Source organism: Chryseobacterium sp. LJ668, from assembly GCF_019613955.1.
Taxonomy (GTDB): domain Bacteria; phylum Bacteroidota; class Bacteroidia; order Flavobacteriales; family Weeksellaceae; genus Chryseobacterium.
This window is the reverse complement of sequence record NZ_CP080443.1, coordinates 1,483,936-1,501,148: the sequence shown is the minus strand read 5'-3', so window position 1 is coordinate 1,501,148 and position 17,213 is coordinate 1,483,936. Positions and strand designations below refer to the sequence as shown.

Annotated in this window: 18 protein-coding genes; 8 read left to right on the top strand and 10 right to left on the bottom strand. The window is 31.6% G+C overall.

The window, feature by feature from the left end:
- Positions 1–84: 84 nt before the first annotated feature.
- Positions 85–360, top strand: a complete 276-nt coding sequence (locus K0U91_RS07065; RefSeq protein WP_220178908.1) for a helix-turn-helix transcriptional regulator — start codon at positions 85–87, stop codon at positions 358–360.
- A 93-nt stretch (positions 361–453) separates the two neighbouring features.
- Here the strand turns inward: K0U91_RS07065 and K0U91_RS07060 are convergent, their stop codons facing one another.
- From K0U91_RS07060 to K0U91_RS07035, 7 genes are all read right to left on the bottom strand, one after another.
- Complete coding sequence (locus K0U91_RS07060) at positions 454–612, bottom strand: bacteriocin-like protein (protein ID WP_220178907.1); 159 nt, start codon at positions 610–612, stop codon at positions 454–456.
- An 11-nt stretch (positions 613–623) separates the two neighbouring features.
- Positions 624–770, bottom strand: a complete 147-nt coding sequence (locus K0U91_RS16370) for a bacteriocin-like protein (protein ID WP_408912590.1) — start codon at positions 768–770, stop codon at positions 624–626.
- Positions 771–812: 42 nt separating this feature from the next.
- On the bottom strand, positions 813–956 hold the full coding sequence (locus tag K0U91_RS07055) for a bacteriocin-like protein (protein ID WP_220178906.1): 144 nt from the start codon (positions 954–956) through the stop codon (positions 813–815).
- 99 nt (positions 957–1,055) lie between these two features.
- A complete protein-coding gene (locus K0U91_RS07050; protein WP_220178905.1) occupies positions 1,056–2,564 on the bottom strand; it encodes a vitamin K epoxide reductase family protein in 1,509 nt (502 codons plus the stop codon).
- A 248-nt stretch (positions 2,565–2,812) separates the two neighbouring features.
- The gene (locus tag K0U91_RS07045; RefSeq protein ID WP_220179066.1) at positions 2,813–3,295 is read right to left on the bottom strand and encodes a hypothetical protein; all 483 of its coding nucleotides are present in this window, start codon (positions 3,293–3,295) and stop codon (positions 2,813–2,815) included.
- 12 nt (positions 3,296–3,307) lie between these two features.
- On the bottom strand, positions 3,308–4,135 hold the full coding sequence (locus K0U91_RS07040; RefSeq protein ID WP_220178904.1) for a GLPGLI family protein: 828 nt from the start codon (positions 4,133–4,135) through the stop codon (positions 3,308–3,310).
- 1 nt (position 4,136) lies between these two features.
- Positions 4,137–4,586: a hypothetical protein gene (locus K0U91_RS07035; RefSeq protein ID WP_220178903.1), complete on the bottom strand. Its 450-nt coding sequence runs from the start codon at positions 4,584–4,586 to the stop codon at positions 4,137–4,139.
- A 331-nt stretch (positions 4,587–4,917) separates the two neighbouring features.
- Between K0U91_RS07035 and K0U91_RS07030 the strand changes: the two genes are divergently transcribed.
- The 6 genes from K0U91_RS07030 (at position 4,918) to K0U91_RS07005 (ending at position 12,613) form a co-directional block, all read left to right on the top strand.
- Entirely contained in the window at positions 4,918–6,651 is a 1,734-nt protein-coding gene (locus K0U91_RS07030; RefSeq protein WP_220178902.1) for a helix-turn-helix domain-containing protein, read from the top strand.
- A gap of 120 nt (positions 6,652–6,771) precedes the next feature.
- On the top strand, positions 6,772–6,960 hold the full coding sequence (locus K0U91_RS07025) for a hypothetical protein (protein WP_220178901.1): 189 nt from the start codon (positions 6,772–6,774) through the stop codon (positions 6,958–6,960).
- A 164-nt stretch (positions 6,961–7,124) separates the two neighbouring features.
- The gene (locus tag K0U91_RS07020) at positions 7,125–9,224 is read left to right on the top strand and encodes a CocE/NonD family hydrolase (RefSeq protein WP_220178900.1); all 2,100 of its coding nucleotides are present in this window, start codon (positions 7,125–7,127) and stop codon (positions 9,222–9,224) included.
- Positions 9,225–9,227: 3 nt separating this feature from the next.
- On the top strand, positions 9,228–11,471 hold the full coding sequence (locus K0U91_RS07015; protein ID WP_220178899.1) for a lantibiotic dehydratase family protein: 2,244 nt from the start codon (positions 9,228–9,230) through the stop codon (positions 11,469–11,471).
- Positions 11,465–12,322, top strand: a complete 858-nt coding sequence (locus tag K0U91_RS07010) for a thiopeptide-type bacteriocin biosynthesis protein (RefSeq protein WP_220178898.1) — start codon at positions 11,465–11,467, stop codon at positions 12,320–12,322. Before K0U91_RS07015 ends, K0U91_RS07010 begins: the two co-directional genes overlap by 7 nt.
- A gap of 126 nt (positions 12,323–12,448) precedes the next feature.
- On the top strand, positions 12,449–12,613 hold the full coding sequence (locus K0U91_RS07005; protein ID WP_220178897.1) for a bacteriocin-like protein: 165 nt from the start codon (positions 12,449–12,451) through the stop codon (positions 12,611–12,613).
- Positions 12,614–12,665: 52 nt separating this feature from the next.
- Here K0U91_RS07005 and K0U91_RS07000 read toward each other — a convergent pair whose 3' ends face one another.
- Together K0U91_RS07000 and K0U91_RS06995 are read right to left on the bottom strand one after the other, a co-directional pair.
- The gene (locus tag K0U91_RS07000; protein WP_220178896.1) at positions 12,666–13,709 is read right to left on the bottom strand and encodes a PA0069 family radical SAM protein; all 1,044 of its coding nucleotides are present in this window, start codon (positions 13,707–13,709) and stop codon (positions 12,666–12,668) included.
- 127 nt (positions 13,710–13,836) lie between these two features.
- Complete coding sequence (locus tag K0U91_RS06995; protein WP_219969785.1) at positions 13,837–14,028, bottom strand: hypothetical protein; 192 nt, start codon at positions 14,026–14,028, stop codon at positions 13,837–13,839.
- Positions 14,029–14,187: 159 nt separating this feature from the next.
- Between K0U91_RS06995 and K0U91_RS06990 the strand changes: the two genes are divergently transcribed.
- Complete coding sequence (locus K0U91_RS06990) at positions 14,188–14,538, top strand: hypothetical protein (RefSeq protein WP_219969786.1); 351 nt, start codon at positions 14,188–14,190, stop codon at positions 14,536–14,538.
- 34 nt (positions 14,539–14,572) lie between these two features.
- Here the strand turns inward: K0U91_RS06990 and K0U91_RS06985 are convergent, their stop codons facing one another.
- Positions 14,573–17,212 (bottom strand): hypothetical protein, encoded by a 2,640-nt coding sequence (locus K0U91_RS06985; RefSeq protein WP_220178895.1) that lies wholly within the window; start codon positions 17,210–17,212, stop codon positions 14,573–14,575.
- Position 17,213: the final 1 nt, after the last annotated feature.

The window sequence follows — 17,213 nt, the reverse complement described above, 5'->3', positions numbered from 1 at the left end:
ATAGAAATTATTGTTTTTTATAGCCTATATTTTTGGACATAAGAAAATTATTCATAAATTCGTTGTAAGAACACAAACATCCAAATGAAGAAAGAAAAACTAATCATTGCCCGTAAAGCAAAGAAAATTTCACAAAATGATATTGCCATCTATCTTAAAATAAGCCAAACCCAATATCAAAAAAGAGAATCTGGAAAGATAAAAATGACTGATCTGGAATGGCAAAGAATTTCAAAACTTTTAGATGTTGAAGTTGATGAAATCTATGAGGATCATATCGATATAAATGTTATCAGCTTAAAAGAAGAATTAAAAATCTTGAAAGAAAAAATTAAAATTCTAGAACAAAAATTAGCATAATATTATTACAAAAAAAGAGACTGATAAACAGTCTCTTTTTTTGTAAATAATTTTTCAGATATTAGACGAAAAATGAATTGTTGCTAAAATCCTCTACACATACTGCGGACAAACAACATCCGTACAGTAAATTTTCGGACATCTCGGTCTGCCATCTGTAGGACAGCAAGCTGTTGAGCAACCGATGCGGATTGGTCCTGATCCCGAAATATCTTTCATTTCGTTTCTTGCTAATTTTTTCAAATTTTTCATAAAACTATTTTTTAAGATTCTACGGGACATGGTACAATACAAATAACATTAGGGCATCGTTTTATTCCCGGAGGAGGACAGCATGCCTGAGAGCAGCCTATAGCTCCACCATTAATGTCTTTCATCTGATTTCTTGATACTTTTTTTAAATTTTTCATAATAATGATTTTGATTTGATTTAGTTTGATTTGATGATTAAATTATGGCTGATTTCCTCCGCCACATCCGTCGTAAGCGGTGCATTTCCATTTTCCGTCGATCAGGCAAAGTTGACTACCTTTGCAAGTGAGACCACCCTGAATCGTTTTCATTTCCTGTCGGTTGATTTTCTTTAAATTTTTCATAAAAATTGAATTTGGTAATTTCCTACTCTTTTTAAGCTTTTCGGATCACGCTTTTTTAATCAATTTAAAATTAATCAATTTAAATTAAATGGAAAATGATCAGGACAGAAAATCTTCATCTTCAATCATTTCACTTATAAAATAATGAATATCTTCACGGTCATATTTATCAGGAAACTGATAACCATTGATGATAAAGACGGGTGTGAAAGTAATTCCGGCAGCACTGTTTTCTGCAGTCATCTGAGTAATTTCTGTAAGATCTTCAGTATTTTCTGTTCCCGATTTTCTCCTGATTTCACTCTCATCCTTATTTTTAAACCATGTATCAACAGAATTTAAAAATTCTTTTTGTGATTTGTTTTGGTAAATGCTCAAAAAATCTAAGATCAGCCGGGTGTATTTTTCGTCAGCTCTTTCGCCTGAATAATTAAACCTCATCTGCGCAGAAATATCTTCCGGATATTGTGCCAGCAGATCTTCTACAATCTTATGCGCATCTTTGCAGAAGCCGCAATACGGATTAGAAACGACCGCAATATGAAGTTTGGCATCCCTGTTTCCTAAGAAAAACGTTTGCTTGTCTGTAAACTCAATTTTTTCTTTGTCTAAAAGTTCTCTTTTGAACAGATCATAATTTCTTTTAAACCTGAGATTTTTTGCATTGGATTTTTTGAGTTCTTCTTTCTGCTTCAGAAGATTACTTAAATAAGCAACAGTAATAAATAAAGAAATGAATAATATCGCTACAACAAAAATAATTGCTAAAGACATTCCCCAGGTAAAAAATAAAGTGCTGATCGTGATCTGAGCCAGCAAAATAAAAATAATGACCAGGCAAATCCGGCACAATGATTTTTCCACAAAAGCCTGAATATAAAATGAATATACAATCACCAGAACAGAGATCAGAGCCAAAACTCGTAAAACGAACTGAGCATCCGGGAACAGAAGTCCTATAAAACTGATTCCGAGGAAATAAATTAAGCTAAGATCTGAAAGCTTTAACCCTAAAACATCTGTTTTATCTGAAGAAAAAATCTTCGAACATGCGCTTTGAGAGATGTTACCTGATCCTCCGCCACAAATATTGCTGACGACAGCAGATTCCTGACCGAATTTCTGATTAAAAAGTTCTATTGAAATATAAACACCGGCCAAAGACAAAATATTAAAAAGACTCTCGTACCACGTAAGCTGAATCAATGAAAAAAGGATGACAATCCCGAAAATCAAATAAATAAACGGCTTAAAATTGAAAAACGCTGTAGTTTTTACATGTTCTGTTTTCTCAAAAAGCAACACAAAATCACCGGAATTTTCATACAATTCTTTCTTGCTCAGATTCCTGATTTTATCTGAATAAATGGTAAAATCATTTCCTTTCTTTTTTACCAGAGAAAATGAGTCATTAACCAAAGCCATAAATTCATCCGGCAATTCTTCCCAATATTCCTTGTCTAATTCATACGCATCATTTTTTATCCCTAAAAAATTCAGGGTGTCACTGAAAGCCAGTGCCGAAGGATAATTGGGATGAGAATTGAACTGGAAATAGAATTCCTGCCTATCGAGTCTGAAGTGGTCTATGAGTTTGTCGAAATTCATGTGGTGATTTGGTTTATTACTTTATGAAGATAATAAATAATTTTTAAGTTCATCTGTATTGCCAGAATAATCTCAAAAGAAAATCGCTCTCGTACAGAGAGCGATTAATATTATTCATTAACGATTTATCGTCATTAAAGATTCTTCTGAAACTTTATATTAAACCTCTGATTATGTCTGTTTATTTGAAATTAAAACTTCTATATAGACATTTTTCGATAAATAAAGTATACTTTCTTTTATATTCTCTAAGCACACTCAATACCACATTCAGCAGAGCATAATAAAACTCCTGTTGAAGTTGGTTTGCTGTAACATCCATTTGCTCTGTGACATTTTGTTACACATTGAGTAGTTGTCTCTCCTATAGCATCTGTTGCTTTTTCAGGTCCAAATATCACTTTTTGAAGGTTTTTAATGGTTGAATCTGAAATCTTATTGTCACTTTCATTCGCATAATAAGTAGCTATTGGTTTTTCGTTTTTATCTAATACAATTTTAAAATAAAAGCCTTCACCTAGCGAATTTTCTTTGTAAATCACATAAAAATTTTCACCAGCAACTTCAGATTTCTTATTCAAAATATTGAATTTCTTATGCTTTGGTTCTTCATTTTTCCTAAAAGAGCTGAAATATTCTTTGTCATCTCTATCTGTATAGTTGCTGTTTGCTTTACTCAGAGTGAAGCCTAATAATAAAAATGCTAATGCTATTAAAAAGTTATTTTTCATAATGTTTTGTTTTTAAAATTCAATTTTGTTTTCATTTTTGTATTCTTCAATCATTTTTTTCTGTGTTTCATTTAATGTTTTCCTCAGATCAATGATGTTTCCGCTTGCATCTTTTTTTTCATAAGTTTGAGTATTATCCATCAACTCAAACATCCGTTTTAGAGGTGTCTCAATATGGGTTTTTCTCATTTCGATGAATTTTGGTTTTGAAGTTTCAATATACTTTTTCTTTGAGATCCGATCATTTATAGAAATTTTCTTTTTCTTTGAGATACCTGTCGCCAAAAAATGGTGATCTTTTTTTTCATCATAGATCTCGAGAATTAAACCGGGCAGTCCAAAAAATTTATATGGCCCGTCCTGAACAGGGATTTCCGGAGTAAAATATGCCTCATATTTTCTTCCTGCATATTTTGTGTAAGCAAGAAACACCTTGTATCCCAATATTTCTTTATTTACTTTGCTTACTTTCCATATAAGCTTAGGTTCCTCGCTGTATTTATACTCGTGTTCATCAAACTCATCGGAGTAATAAATTACTTTTTTAGATGAAAGTTCTTTTTGAATATAACAACCAAGCAAATCGCCGGGCAAAGCTTTAAAATTAATTTTTCTACCTAACTTTTCGTCTGCTGCTATAATTGAATCAGCTAAATATGGTGCTTCACTAAAAAATGTAGAATGATCTTTTTCAAAATTCAAAAAAGTACTCTGTGAAACAATTCTTGTACTGTCTTTCATGATATGCTTGGAATAGATATACTGTACAACAAATGATTGTGCTTTTGCAAGATATGAGAAAGAAAGGCTTAATAGAAAAAGTATAATATTGTTCTTCATCTTATGCTCCGCTACATTCTAATACACAATCTAATGCACATAGTGCTGTACCTGTTTCTGTAGGCTGATCATAACAATGCCATGTACCTGTGCAATTTGAAATACAATTTCCTACTGTTGATACAGGTCCTATTGAGCCTCCTCTTGCAGAATTTTTATTTGAAATAATAGTTATAATATTCTTCTTTATATTTTCTTTGTTAAATAATAATATTTTTTCTAAAGAATTATCATTGCCTAAAACTTCAACAGAGAAAGATGTTATTTTCCCTAAAAAGTTTTCTCCTATAGAAACTTTCAAATCATATACTTTTTCATTGTATTTTTTCTGAATGATTATAGTATTGATTTTAGTCTCTTTAAGATCATTTTTATAAAAAAGAATATTATCGTTACAGTAGTGAAAACTGAAAGCTAATAATGCTACGAATAAAAAGAATTGTTTTTTCATAATTTTAATTGTTAATTGTTTTTTTTTGATAAGTTTTGTCACACAAACCTTGACAGGGGTTTTGCTGATCAGCGCATCTAATTTATACTTTGTACTGTACACATACAAAAAATAAACATTTGTGTTTTTTGTTGAAGCAAAGATGCAGGAGATTTTTAAATATTACAAATCAAGCATATCGGAATTGATCAATTTCGGATTTTAAGGAATCGAAATTTACCAATACCCTAAAATTAAAACACATAAGATATTGGCAATACAACATTTATATAAAATTGAAAAAATAAAATTTAATACTGAAAAAAATGTACTTTTGCATTGAAAAACACAGATGTTCAGGTTTTACTCCATATTATTTTTACTTTTTTGTCTTAATTTATTTTTTTCTCAAAGTATAAAGCATTTCCGTGTTCCAGATTCTCTAAAAAATAAAAATAGTGAGCAATTACAGAAAGCTTATGACAAAGTTTTTAGAATTGACAATACTAAAGCAGAATTATATGCAAATTCAATTTTAATTAAAGGAAAAAAAGAGAAAAATAATGATCTTATATATGATGGCTATTACAAGATTGCTCATACAAAAGGTTTAGAGAACGAAAACGGACAAATCTATGCAGATACATTATTAAATCTTACTAAAAATGTAAACACAAAAGACTATCCTGCAAAAGCACATATTATAAAAGGCATTCTATTTAATTACGATTGGAGATATAGTGAAGCGCTGGATCATTATATCATTGCACAAAAATTATCAAAAGATAAAAATCCCGATCAATTATATTATATAAAGAAGCTTCTAGGGATTTTAAAAACTGCAACTGATGAAAATAAAGAGGCACTTCCTCTTTTTTTAGAATATTACAGTTACCAGAAACAGAAAATCAATACACCAGATAAAGATATTAAAAGCTATATAGGTTCTATATTTTCTGTAGCAAATTCATACAGTAAAAACAAACAATATAAAAATGCTCTACATTTTATTGATATTGGAATTAAAGAATGCAATAAGTTTAAAGATTATACACACTATCCTTACTTTGTCTCTGCTACTGGGATTGCTAATTATTATTTGAAGAATTATCAAAAAGCTGCTGAAGGTCACTTAGATGCAGAAAAAAGTTTCATCAAAAACAATGATTATGGCAATCTGGCAATTACCTACTATTTTTTAGGCAAAATCAATTATGATACTCATAAGCAAGAAACCGCTGTGAAATATTTTGTCAAAGCAGATTCAGTCTTAGTTCTTTCAAAGGACTTTTATCCAATCACACGTGATGGATACGAAGTACTTATAGATTATTATAAAAAAACTGGAGATAAGGAAAGACAACTGAAATATATTGATAAATTATTTTACGCAGACAGCATCATTAATAACAGTAAACAATATCTCTCCAAAGAAATTTACAAAAAATACGATACTCCCATATTGCTGGAAAAGAAAGAAGAATTAATAGCTGAGTTGGACAATAAGAATTTATTATTATTTTGGTGTTTATCCGTTGGTTTTATAATCATCATTACTCTTAGTTACATCTATTTGGTAAATAAAAAGAAGATAAAAGAGTATCAAAGACAGGCAGAACTTTTAATAGAAAAATCGAAAGAACGTGAATTAGGTTTACCTTCTCAAGATGATAACATTATAAAAGAAAACATTCATCAAGAAAAAGCTAGAATTGTAATACCCGATAAAAGGTTGCAGGATATAAAAATAAAGCTTGATGAATTTGAAAAAAACAAGTCCTTTTTGCGTAAAAGCATTACTGTAGACAGTTTAGCAAAAGAATTAGGAACAAACCGGGATTATCTTTCAAAATCGGTTAATGAACTTAAAGGGAAGAATTTCTCACAATATTTAAACGAATTACGTATTAACCATATTGTAATAGAATTAAATAATAATGAGAGAATTAGAAAGTATACAATTTCTGCCATTGCCGAAGATGTAGGTTTTAATAATTCTGAATCCTTTTCTAATGCTTTTAAAAAAATTACAGGAACACTTCCATCCTATTACATTAAATTATTACAAGAAAAGAACAGAATATAATTGTCTGAAAATCAATAGTTAATATTTTTAATAATACGATATTGATAAATTTAGACATCAACTTCTTTCTTTCTTTTTTAAAAGATTGTTATTTTGCCGCATTAACTAAAATTAATTACAATGAAAAAAGAAACCAAATTTGAAAAAAAATTATCTCTGAAAAAATTACAAATCACAAAATTAGATTCTATCAGAGGTGGTGATGGAATTAGTGATACTACAAATGGAGATACAACCAGCAGATATTGTCCGCCAAAGCCACAAAAACCAACAGTTAGTATAATTATGACTGATTATTCACTCATATAAATAGATATTATTATTTAAAAATGAATAATAATAATAAAATTTTCTTTTGTTTCTTTTTTCTAATCTTTTTTTCTTGTTGTTTTTCCCAAAAACTATATTTTAAGAAAATAGAATTTGAAAATTCCGAATTTGAAAATAAGATTCTTATACTAAATAAGGAGGTTATGAAAGTATATAGAGACAATGATTCTCTCCAATACAATAATAACTACCTTAGATTCCAAGTACTTAGCACAGATTATGATGGAGCTTTAAAAACATTAAATAAGATACGAAATTCTTATAAAGATTCATATCCGGATTATGCAAAAATAGCAGGTATTCAGTTTGAACTTTTTATTTTAGCTAAAAAAGAATCCAAGTCGAATGAGGATATTCGGTTAGCTTATAAAAAGATTCTAGAAAAAAAATATAATGAACTATCTGTACAATCCAGAAATTTAATTCGCGATTCATTTAATTTTAAAGAGGGTTATAATAAAAATGAAATAAATAAAATTCTAAAAGACAGTATTACATCTGATAGTATTTCTTTAAATAATGCCATTTTATTATGTAGAAATTATAACTATCATACTATTATTAAAGAAACTTTTTCTACAGCTATTCCTTTATTAAAAAAATTAGAGAGAGACGAATTTGTAATTCAAGACAGTCTTATTATCAGAACCAAAAAAGGAAATGAAATTTCATTGTGTTTCCTAAAATATAAAAAAGAAGAAGCTAAAATTCCAGCAATATTAAATTTCGGTATTTATAAAGCAGAAAAGTTTAATTCTACTGAAAAACTCAACTCAATAAGGGGATATGCAATCATTAATGCATTTAGTAGAGGTGTTTATTTAAGTAAAGATGAAATTGCACCTTTTGAATATGAAACAGAAGATATAAACGAAGTTATAAATTGGATTATAAAACAACCCTGGAGCAATGGAAAAGTCGGAATGATAGGTGGAAGTTATAACGGTTTTAGCCAATGGGCAGCTACAAAAAATTTACATCCTGCTTTAAAAACAATTATCCCAGCAGTATCTGTGGGATTTGGAATAGATTTTCCAATGGAAAATAATGTTTTTAACACTTATATGATAAGATGGGCAGAATATGTGATAAATAGTAGATATATCGATTATGATGATTCTAATTCAGAAAAATGGAAAACTCTTGTTAATAAGTTATATGCAAAAGGCGACCCATTTAAAAAATTAGATAATTTAAATGGAAATACCAATCCTATTTTTCAAAAATGGTTGCAACACCCCACTTTCGATATATTTTGGCAATCCAAAATACCATACAAAAAAGATTTTGCAAAAATTGACATTCCGGTTTTAACATTCACAGGATATTTTGATGACGACCAACGAGGTGCTTTTTACTACTATAATGAGCACCATAAATATAACAAAAAAGCCAATCATTATTTAGTTATTGGTCCTTATGATCATTTTGGCGCTCAAGGCAATATAAAAAATGATCTAAGAGGATATATATTAGATTCTGCTGCTAAAATAGATATAGATGCATTATCTTATCAGTGGTTTGATTATATATTGAAAGGAAAAGAAAAACCAGATTTTTTAAAAAATAAAGTAAATTATCTTGTCATTGGTTCTAATCAATGGAAAAGCGCAGCCAGCATTGATAAAATCAGCAATAAAAAGATGAAATTATTTTTGAGTAAGAAGAAATTGCAAACATCTAAACCTGATTCAGATTTTACTTTTCAGAGAATTGACTTTTCAAAAAGAGATGATACTCTACAAAATTTTGATAGATACAAAATAGTGGATAATGTAATTGATCCTCGAATATTAAAAGATAAATTGGTCTTTGAAAGTGAAAAGTTTGATAAGTCCTTTGAAATAAATGGAAGTTTTATTGGAAATATTATAGCATCAATAAATAAAAAAGATATAGACATTACAATAAAACTTTATGAATCAATGTCTAATGGAAAATATTTTTTACTATCAAGTTATTTAGGGCGAGCAAGCTATGCAAAAGACAAAGAAAAAAGGCAGCTTCTTACTCCTGGCAAAAGAGAAAAGATCCCAATTCAGAACACCTATTTTGTGAGCAAAAAAATAAATGTGGGAAGTAAATTAGTAATAGTTTTAGGAGTAAATAAAACTCCTTATGATCAAATAAACTACGGCACCGGAAAAGACGTAAGTGAAGAAACCATCGCAGATGCAAAAGAACCTTTGGAGATAAAGTGGTACAACGACAGTTACATTGAAATTCCTATCTCAGAAAAATAAAAAATGCCCCGGTTCCCTTATCAATTTTTTGAAGAGTATGTCGTTCGTACTCCGCTATTTCCGCATAAAAATTTCAGACAAAAATTAAATGCTGATGGAATTTCAGATGCAGATTTCAAAGAAATTTGCAGTGATGAGACTTTTCAGGAAGCAATTTACCTGGCTTCACCCGATCTGCATTGGGAGATCAGTCAATGGTTGCATTCAGAAAAAAAATTATCCTCAGGTCAAAACCAAAGGCTTAAAAACACAATTTTGAAATACTATACCAGAATGAGTACCCGATGTACTCCTTTCGGATTATTTTCAGGAGTTGGCCTGGGGAAATTTCATGCAGAACCAGAAATCCCAAAAAGATCAGATGAGCACCCATTAATATGTCGGGATACAAAACTAGATATGCACTTCTTGGTTTCTTTAGCAAAAAGTTTTGAAAAAACACCCGAAATTGCAGCAAAGCTTTTATATTTTCCTAATAACAGTATCTATAAAGTAGGCAAAAAAATCCGGTATGTAGAGTATGAATATAATGCTGGGAAAAGAGACTACATTATTTCATCGGCTCCACTGTCTGAAGAGCTAGAGCAAGTTCTGGATTTTACAAAACACGGCAGAACGATTAGTCAGATTGCAGATATTCTTATCAATGATGAAATTACAAAGGATGAGACAGTAGAATTTGTTGAAGAATTGATTGATAATCAGGTTTTGGTCAGTGAGCTGGAGCCTACAGTTTCGGGAATTGATTTTTTAGACAGGATAATTTCTGTTTTAATTAAAATTGAAGCAAAAAAAGAAGCTGATATTTTAATTTCGATAAAACTAAAACTCAATCACTTGGATGTACAGATCGGAAACCCGGTTTCCTTATATGCCGAAATTGAGGATTTGATAAAGTCTTTCAATGCAGATTACGAGCAAAAATACCTTTTTCAGACTGATCTGTATTTTGAAGATGAATTCACTCTGCCCGTTCAGTGGAAAAAAGAAATAAGAAAGGCTTTAAGTTTTCTGAATAAAATCACCTCATCACACAGAGATACTCCAACTGAAAAATTCAAAAAAGCGTTTTCTGAACGGTTTGAAACTCAGGAAATGCCCTTATTCTATGTTTTAGATACAGAAATCGGAATTGGTTATCTACAGGATCAAACTGCTAAAGGAATTCATCCTTATTTAGAAAATCTGCAGCTTCCTGCTCGTAAGAACACGCAAAATCTTATGATTGAATTGACACCTTTTCAGAAAATTCTTAATGAGAAGGTACAGGAATCCCTGATCGAAAATCATTTCATTATCGAATTATGTGATGAAGATGTAAAAGATCTTGAAGAAAACTGGAATGACATTCCCGATACGATATCCGTCATGGCAGAAATAGCTGCCGAAAACGGTGATAAGAAACTATGTATCGGGAGTGTTGGAGGTAGCAGTGCCGCCAATCTCCTGGGAAGATTCTGTTCAGAAAAGTCTAAAGTGAAAAATTTAGCACAACAGATTACAGAAAAGGAAGAGACGCTTTCCTTCGACAAGATCAGGATAAACTCAAGTCAGAAGGACAACAGTGAAATTTTAGCCGAAATTATACATCTGCCCGAAGCAAGGATAGGTAATATCATTAGGAGACCAACATTACGTCCATATGAAATTCCTTATCTGGCACAATCTGTTGTATCAAACAAAAATCAAATTGCTGTTGAAGACTTATTTATTTCAGTAAAAAATAACCGAATTGTGCTACGTTCTAAAAAATTGAACAGAGAGATCAAACCTTATCTAACCAACGCCCATAATTACCACGCTAACTCATTGCCTGTCTATCACTTTCTGTCTGATCTGCACTCACAAAATTCACGTACCGGATTGTATTTCAGTTGGGGAGGCCTAAGTCATATTCACAAATTTCTCCCGAGGATAGAATATAAAAACATCATTTTATCTAAAGCCCAATGGAATATTACAGAAAAAGATATTTCAGCATTAGCATCAGTAATCAACGATAAAGGCCAATTTTTATCTTCTTTAAAAGTCTGGCGAAATAAAAGACACATTCCACAGTGGATACAGTGGACAAAATCTGACAATACCCTACCGATGAATCTTGAAAACTATGACATGGCTGTACTCTTTATACAAACGCTTAAAAATGAACAATCAATTACGATTGAAGAGTTTTTATACAATGAAAATGATGATTTCAAAAAAGAATTCATCTTCTTAATGCATAAAGATAGAAACTCATGGTAAGAAAATTTATTCCCGGAACAGAATGGCTGTATTTGAAAATCTATACCGGCATCAAAACTTCAGATCTGATATTAGAAGACCTGATAAAACCTTCAGCAGAATATTTTCAGAAAAATAATTACATCTCAAAATGGTTTTTTATACGTTATCATGATCCGAAACCTCATTTGCGGATCAGATTTTGTTTAAGCAATACTGAATATTACAATAATGTCTTGCGCGAAATCCATAATAACCTTCAGGAATTTATACAAAGCGGAGAAATTTCATCTCTAATCATTGACACCTACAGCAGAGAAATTGAGCGATACGGACAAAGCACAATCGAAGAAGCAGAAACGTTATTTTATAAAAACAGTGATTTCACTCTGCAGTGTCTGCAATATGCTGACGAAGAAAAAATCTTATTTACTATATTTTATATCGATCAGACATTAGATCAGCTCAATCTTTCGGATCAGCAAAAGCTAAATTGGATTGAAGGCTTTAATCATTTATTCAAAGAAGAATTTAATGCTGATAAAAAGCTCAACAGTCAGTTGGATAAGAAATACCGAGAATTTAAGCCAAAACTGATGAGCTTTATTCAAAAAGATGCGTTTTCAGACGAAAGACAAGCCATCGCTTCTCATGTTGAAGAAAATGCGTCGGTCCTGAAAAGTATTATTCAATTTAGTGAAAATGGTTTATTAGAAATTTATCTACAAAGCTTTTTCCAAAGCATATTCCACATGAATATCAACCGTCTTTTTGTTTCCAATCAACGATTATTCGAAATGATTATTTACGATTACATGCAGAGATATTATAAGATGAAGTGCCATATAAATTCAAGCCAAGCTTACAATTAGGCAAATAACTTTTGAATGGAAGTTTGATTGTCCTGAAAATGTTTAAAATAATTTATTTTAAAAGTAAACAGCGTTTAAATATTTTAATTATCTTTACTTTATCATCAAATTTTAAAACAAAACGTTATGAAAAATCTAAAAAAACTAAACAAAGATCAGTTAAAATCTATTACCGGAGCAGGTGGAATCAAAGGTTTACCAGAACCAGATTTCTGTATGTATTATTGCAACGGCGTTGTAATATGTGCAACCTGTAGCGAAGATTTTAAATGTCCGGATGATTCGATGTAAGCAATCATCATCAAAAAAATGAGACCGTTCCGACTTGGAGCGGTTTTTTATTTTAGAACAACCGAAGCTGCTGTTCTCTCGTTCCCGTAAAATTCTGAACTGAAAGCATAGGAAATTCTTTACCCTCAAAATATTTCTTCTTCCCTATTTTAAAAGTATTATGAATCATTTCTGCAATATTTCCTTCACCTTTTTGTCTTTCAAAATACCTTTTTTCGCCTAATTTTCCGCCACGCATTGATTTAATCAGGTTTAAAACTTTTTGTGCCCTGTCCGGGAAACTAGATTCAATCCATTTCACAAAAACCGGCTCTACCGTATCATTGAGCCTCACCAAAGTATAACCGAAACTTAAAGCCCCTGCATCTGAAATTGATTTTAAAATTGCCAAAGGTTCGTCACTGTTTAATCCCGGAATTACCGGTGCAACCATTATATGGACAGGAATTTTATTTTCAGAGAGAATTTCTACTGCTTTCAGTTTATTCTTGGAAGAGCTTGTACGGGGCTCCATCTTTCTACGCAGATCTTCATTAATAGTCGGAATACTTAACGAAACGGAAACCAAATTCTGCTCTGCCATTGGTTGTAAAATATCGAGATCTCTTAAAACCATTGCATTTTTTGTCAGAATATTGACAGGATGTCTGTAATCAAGACAGACCTGCAGCAACTGTCTGGTAATTTCAAACTGTCTTTCGGCCGGCTGATAGCAGTCGGTATTGCCGGAAAGTAGAATTGGCTCCGGTTTATAACCTCTTTTTTTGAAAAATTTCTCCAGCAATTCCGGAGCATTTTTTTTGACCATGATTTTTCTTTCAAAATCAATTCCTGCGCTGTATCCCCAATATTCGTGGGTGGGTCTGGCAAAACAATAAGAACATCCATGTTCACAGCCCTGATAAGGGTTCATAGAATATTGCATCGGTAAATCTTCGCTTTTCACCTGATTGACAATACTTTTAGGGAAAACTTCTGTAAAAGACGTTTTTACCGTTTCGAAATCTTCATCTTCAGGCTCAAAGGTAAATCTGTCGAAACGGTTGGTAACATTTCGCTGAGCTCCCTGACCTTTTATGATATTTTCGTTTTGCATTTCTGATGTAAAATTATAAAGCTTTCATCAGAAAATAATGAGTTTTAACACTAAAGTTTTCCACAAAAAAAATCCGGCACCCAATAAATGGGATGCCGGATTTTGAAAAATTTATATTCTTTTCCTTTTATTTGAATGCATAATATTCTATACCATGATCGTCATCATCGAAATTTTTATCAAAATGTCTGTGATGATCTACATAATAATCGCTATACCTCTTATGTTTTTTACTCAATATTTTTTTAACGCTTAAAAAGCTAAGCACTGCCAGCAGACCAACTCCACCTGCCAGTAAAACTCCTACCTCTCTTTTCATATCTAGTACAATTTTGTAAACTCATCAAGCAAATAGTATACCTTTCTTCACCACCGAAATGATAATATTTGTTAATCTATAGTCGGTTAAACTCCTCTTCAAATATATTTCAGATGTCATTGTGGTTTAATAATTGTACTTACTTAAAAAAATATTATTATGGAAAATCCGGAAAACATCGACAGAATGACTACACTAAGCCAGGTCATGGAAACATTGAGAAAGAGAGGAATTCACAGAGAATTCAGAATGAATGAATCTTGCGAAATGAAATATGAAGATTCTGAAAAAAACTATCAACCTAATGAATTGACAATTTTGAAAACATATCGTTTTGAAGGTGACAGCAATCCTGATGACAATGCGGTTTTATATCTTCTTGAAGACAATACTGGAAACAAAGGGATCATCATAGATTCTTACGGAGCAGACAGCAATTATGAAGGTGAAGAATTCGATAAGTTTTTGAGAGATATTCCTATTAATGAAAGTGACGAATACAACTTTTAACTGATTTTTAAAGGAATAATAAAAATCCCGAAACCTATTGAGTTTTAGGATTTTCTTTTTTATTAAACATTTTTCTGAAGATGCCTTTCTTCTTTTCATCTTTTATTTCATCAGACACTTCTTTTTTCGTTTCTATTACTGCACCTTTTACTTCCTTTACCGTATTAACGGTACCTTTCACAGCCTTTTCGGTTTTTTCTACATTGATTCCGATCAGAGTTTTCTTAAGACCGTCTTCAATACCTTTCCAGAAAAGATTAAAAAACGATTTGGTGGGATCTCTTTTCACGTCCTCAACCACGACCGACTCCGGGAATTTTCCTGAATCAGATTTAATGAAAATATTGGCTACTGCGCTCAACACTCCCTTTTTCTCTTTGCTCTTTTTATCTAGTATTGAAACTTTAAGATCTTGATGTTTTAAATTAAATGTTCCACCAATTCCGCGGGGATCTCCTTTAAAATTGAATAACATTTCCTGAATTGTTCCTGTTGCTGTAATGCTCATATAAGGAACAACAAAGGCGTTGAGTGCTGCTGCAGGAATATTATTCAGCTTCCCGGCTATAGAAAACCGGTCACTTTGATCTGCGGTATTGAATCCCCAGCTTACAAAAAGTTTTGAAGTTTTCATAAACGTACAGTCAATTCTGATATCTACCTGCGTAGGTTTTCCTTTCATCTTTGCAGAATTCAGGTTTTTCACATTCATATTAAAGTTGGTAAACGTCAGTTTTCCTGGTCCGCTGCTCTTCGGTGTATCTTCTTCGTATTCTAAAACTGAATTTTTCAACTGAAACTGGTCAATGAACATCGGTATCTTAATCGATCTTAAAAGTTTTGAATACAGCAGCTTTTCTTTCGGGTCATCTGCCGGGATTTTACTTCTGAAAATATTAGCGTTCGCAGATATAATCGTTGCATTGTTTGCATGGAAAAACTTATCCTCTGAAAACAATTCCCAATTGCCAACTGCCGTTATCTGGCTGGCTTTCAGATCATACAAATCACTTTCCACCGGAATCATCCTGATAAACTGAGCTCTGGAAACAAGAGGTTTCATTGCAAACTGATCGATCCTGATTTTATTTTTATCAAATGTCAACAGTCCGCCCGTCATGTTATAAAACTTTGTTTTGTATGCAAAATTCTTTGTCGCAAATCGGTAATCTTTTATGTTGACTGCTAATCCTCCACTCTTCGTATTTTGAGTAAGTTCGATATTTTTTATTGTAGCGTTGAGACTATTAAAAGATAAAGGTTGGTTGTCTTTATCATACGTAATATTTGAATTTTTAAGCGTAACATTTCTTACCAGAACAGGAAACTGAATTCCGTTGAAATCTGCTTTCTTATTTGTTTTTTTTGGCGATCCAGATTTTATTGTTCCGTTAACTTCATTTACAAGGACATCTTTCACATCAAGATTGAGTTTTTTATCGACAATTTCCCATTTATTAATGTTAAAAGCGATCTGACGCGCCTTTAGATTCATCGTTGACTTATCTGTGACTGAGCCGTTAGGAACTATTGAAACATTTTGTATGTTCCCTTTTTTGGGATTTATAGCGATACTTCCAATGTTAATATCCTGATGGTTATAATATTGAATATCTTTTCCGGAAAAGCTGAAATCTTTGTATTTTACAGGAATAATCTCCTTTGAAATATCTTTGTCAAATTCAAAATGATCAATCTTCAAATTGACTTCTTTTGCTGACAAAAGTTTTTCTCCGTCTGGTTTATTAATCTGAATTTTTGCGTTGTTTAATCTAATACCATCAAGATTCAATTCAAAATTAAACGGTTTCTTTAGTTTATCCGGAATTGCGTTGGTGGTGTATACCAAAATATCAGGATTTTGGAAAGTAGCATTTGCAAGTGACACCTTATTTTTTTTCAGGACAACATCTTTAAAATCCATTTTCTGAATTTTAAACTGATACAATTGAGGCTTTTTCGGATATAATTTTTTAAAAAGATTAAACTCGATCAATGGCGTCAACCTGAAATCTTCAACCGACATCTGACCGTTTTTAGTTGTTATTTTATTGATTCTGATGGTGTACACATTATCGGGCTGAAAGAAAAAGTCTTTTCCTTTGATGCTGTAGTGATCAAAAACTACCGGAAGCTGATCTTCAACAGATTTTTCTGTCAGCTGGAGATTTTCTACATACATATCTAAATCTGTAACCCCTAAGAACTTTTGCTTGGTGTGCTTAAAAATATTAATAGTACCTCTATTGATCCTAATGTTTTCAAAGCGTACAGGATTGGTTTTCTTTCCGGTTTTTTTATCAACCGGCTTTGCTAAAACAATATTGAGATTGGGGTGAGCCAAAAGCAGATCGTCTGATGCAATTACTTTATTAAAAACCGCATCATAAATCCCAAAACGGCTTATTTTTAAGGTGTCAATGGTGCCCTGTAGCCCAATGACACTTACATTCTGTGGGTTTTTATTATTAACGGTAATACCATAAGCATAAATATTGCCTGTTGCCAAATCAACATTCAAAGATTTATAAGAAACCTTGTAATCAGTATTTTTTTTAATATAATCAGGAAGCTGGGTTTTTAGCCAGATATTGAGTCCGAAGTTTGCAAGCAAAATAATGCCGAACAAAATTGCTATACCTATTAAAAGCTTTTTAACCCAGGGTTTTTTCATA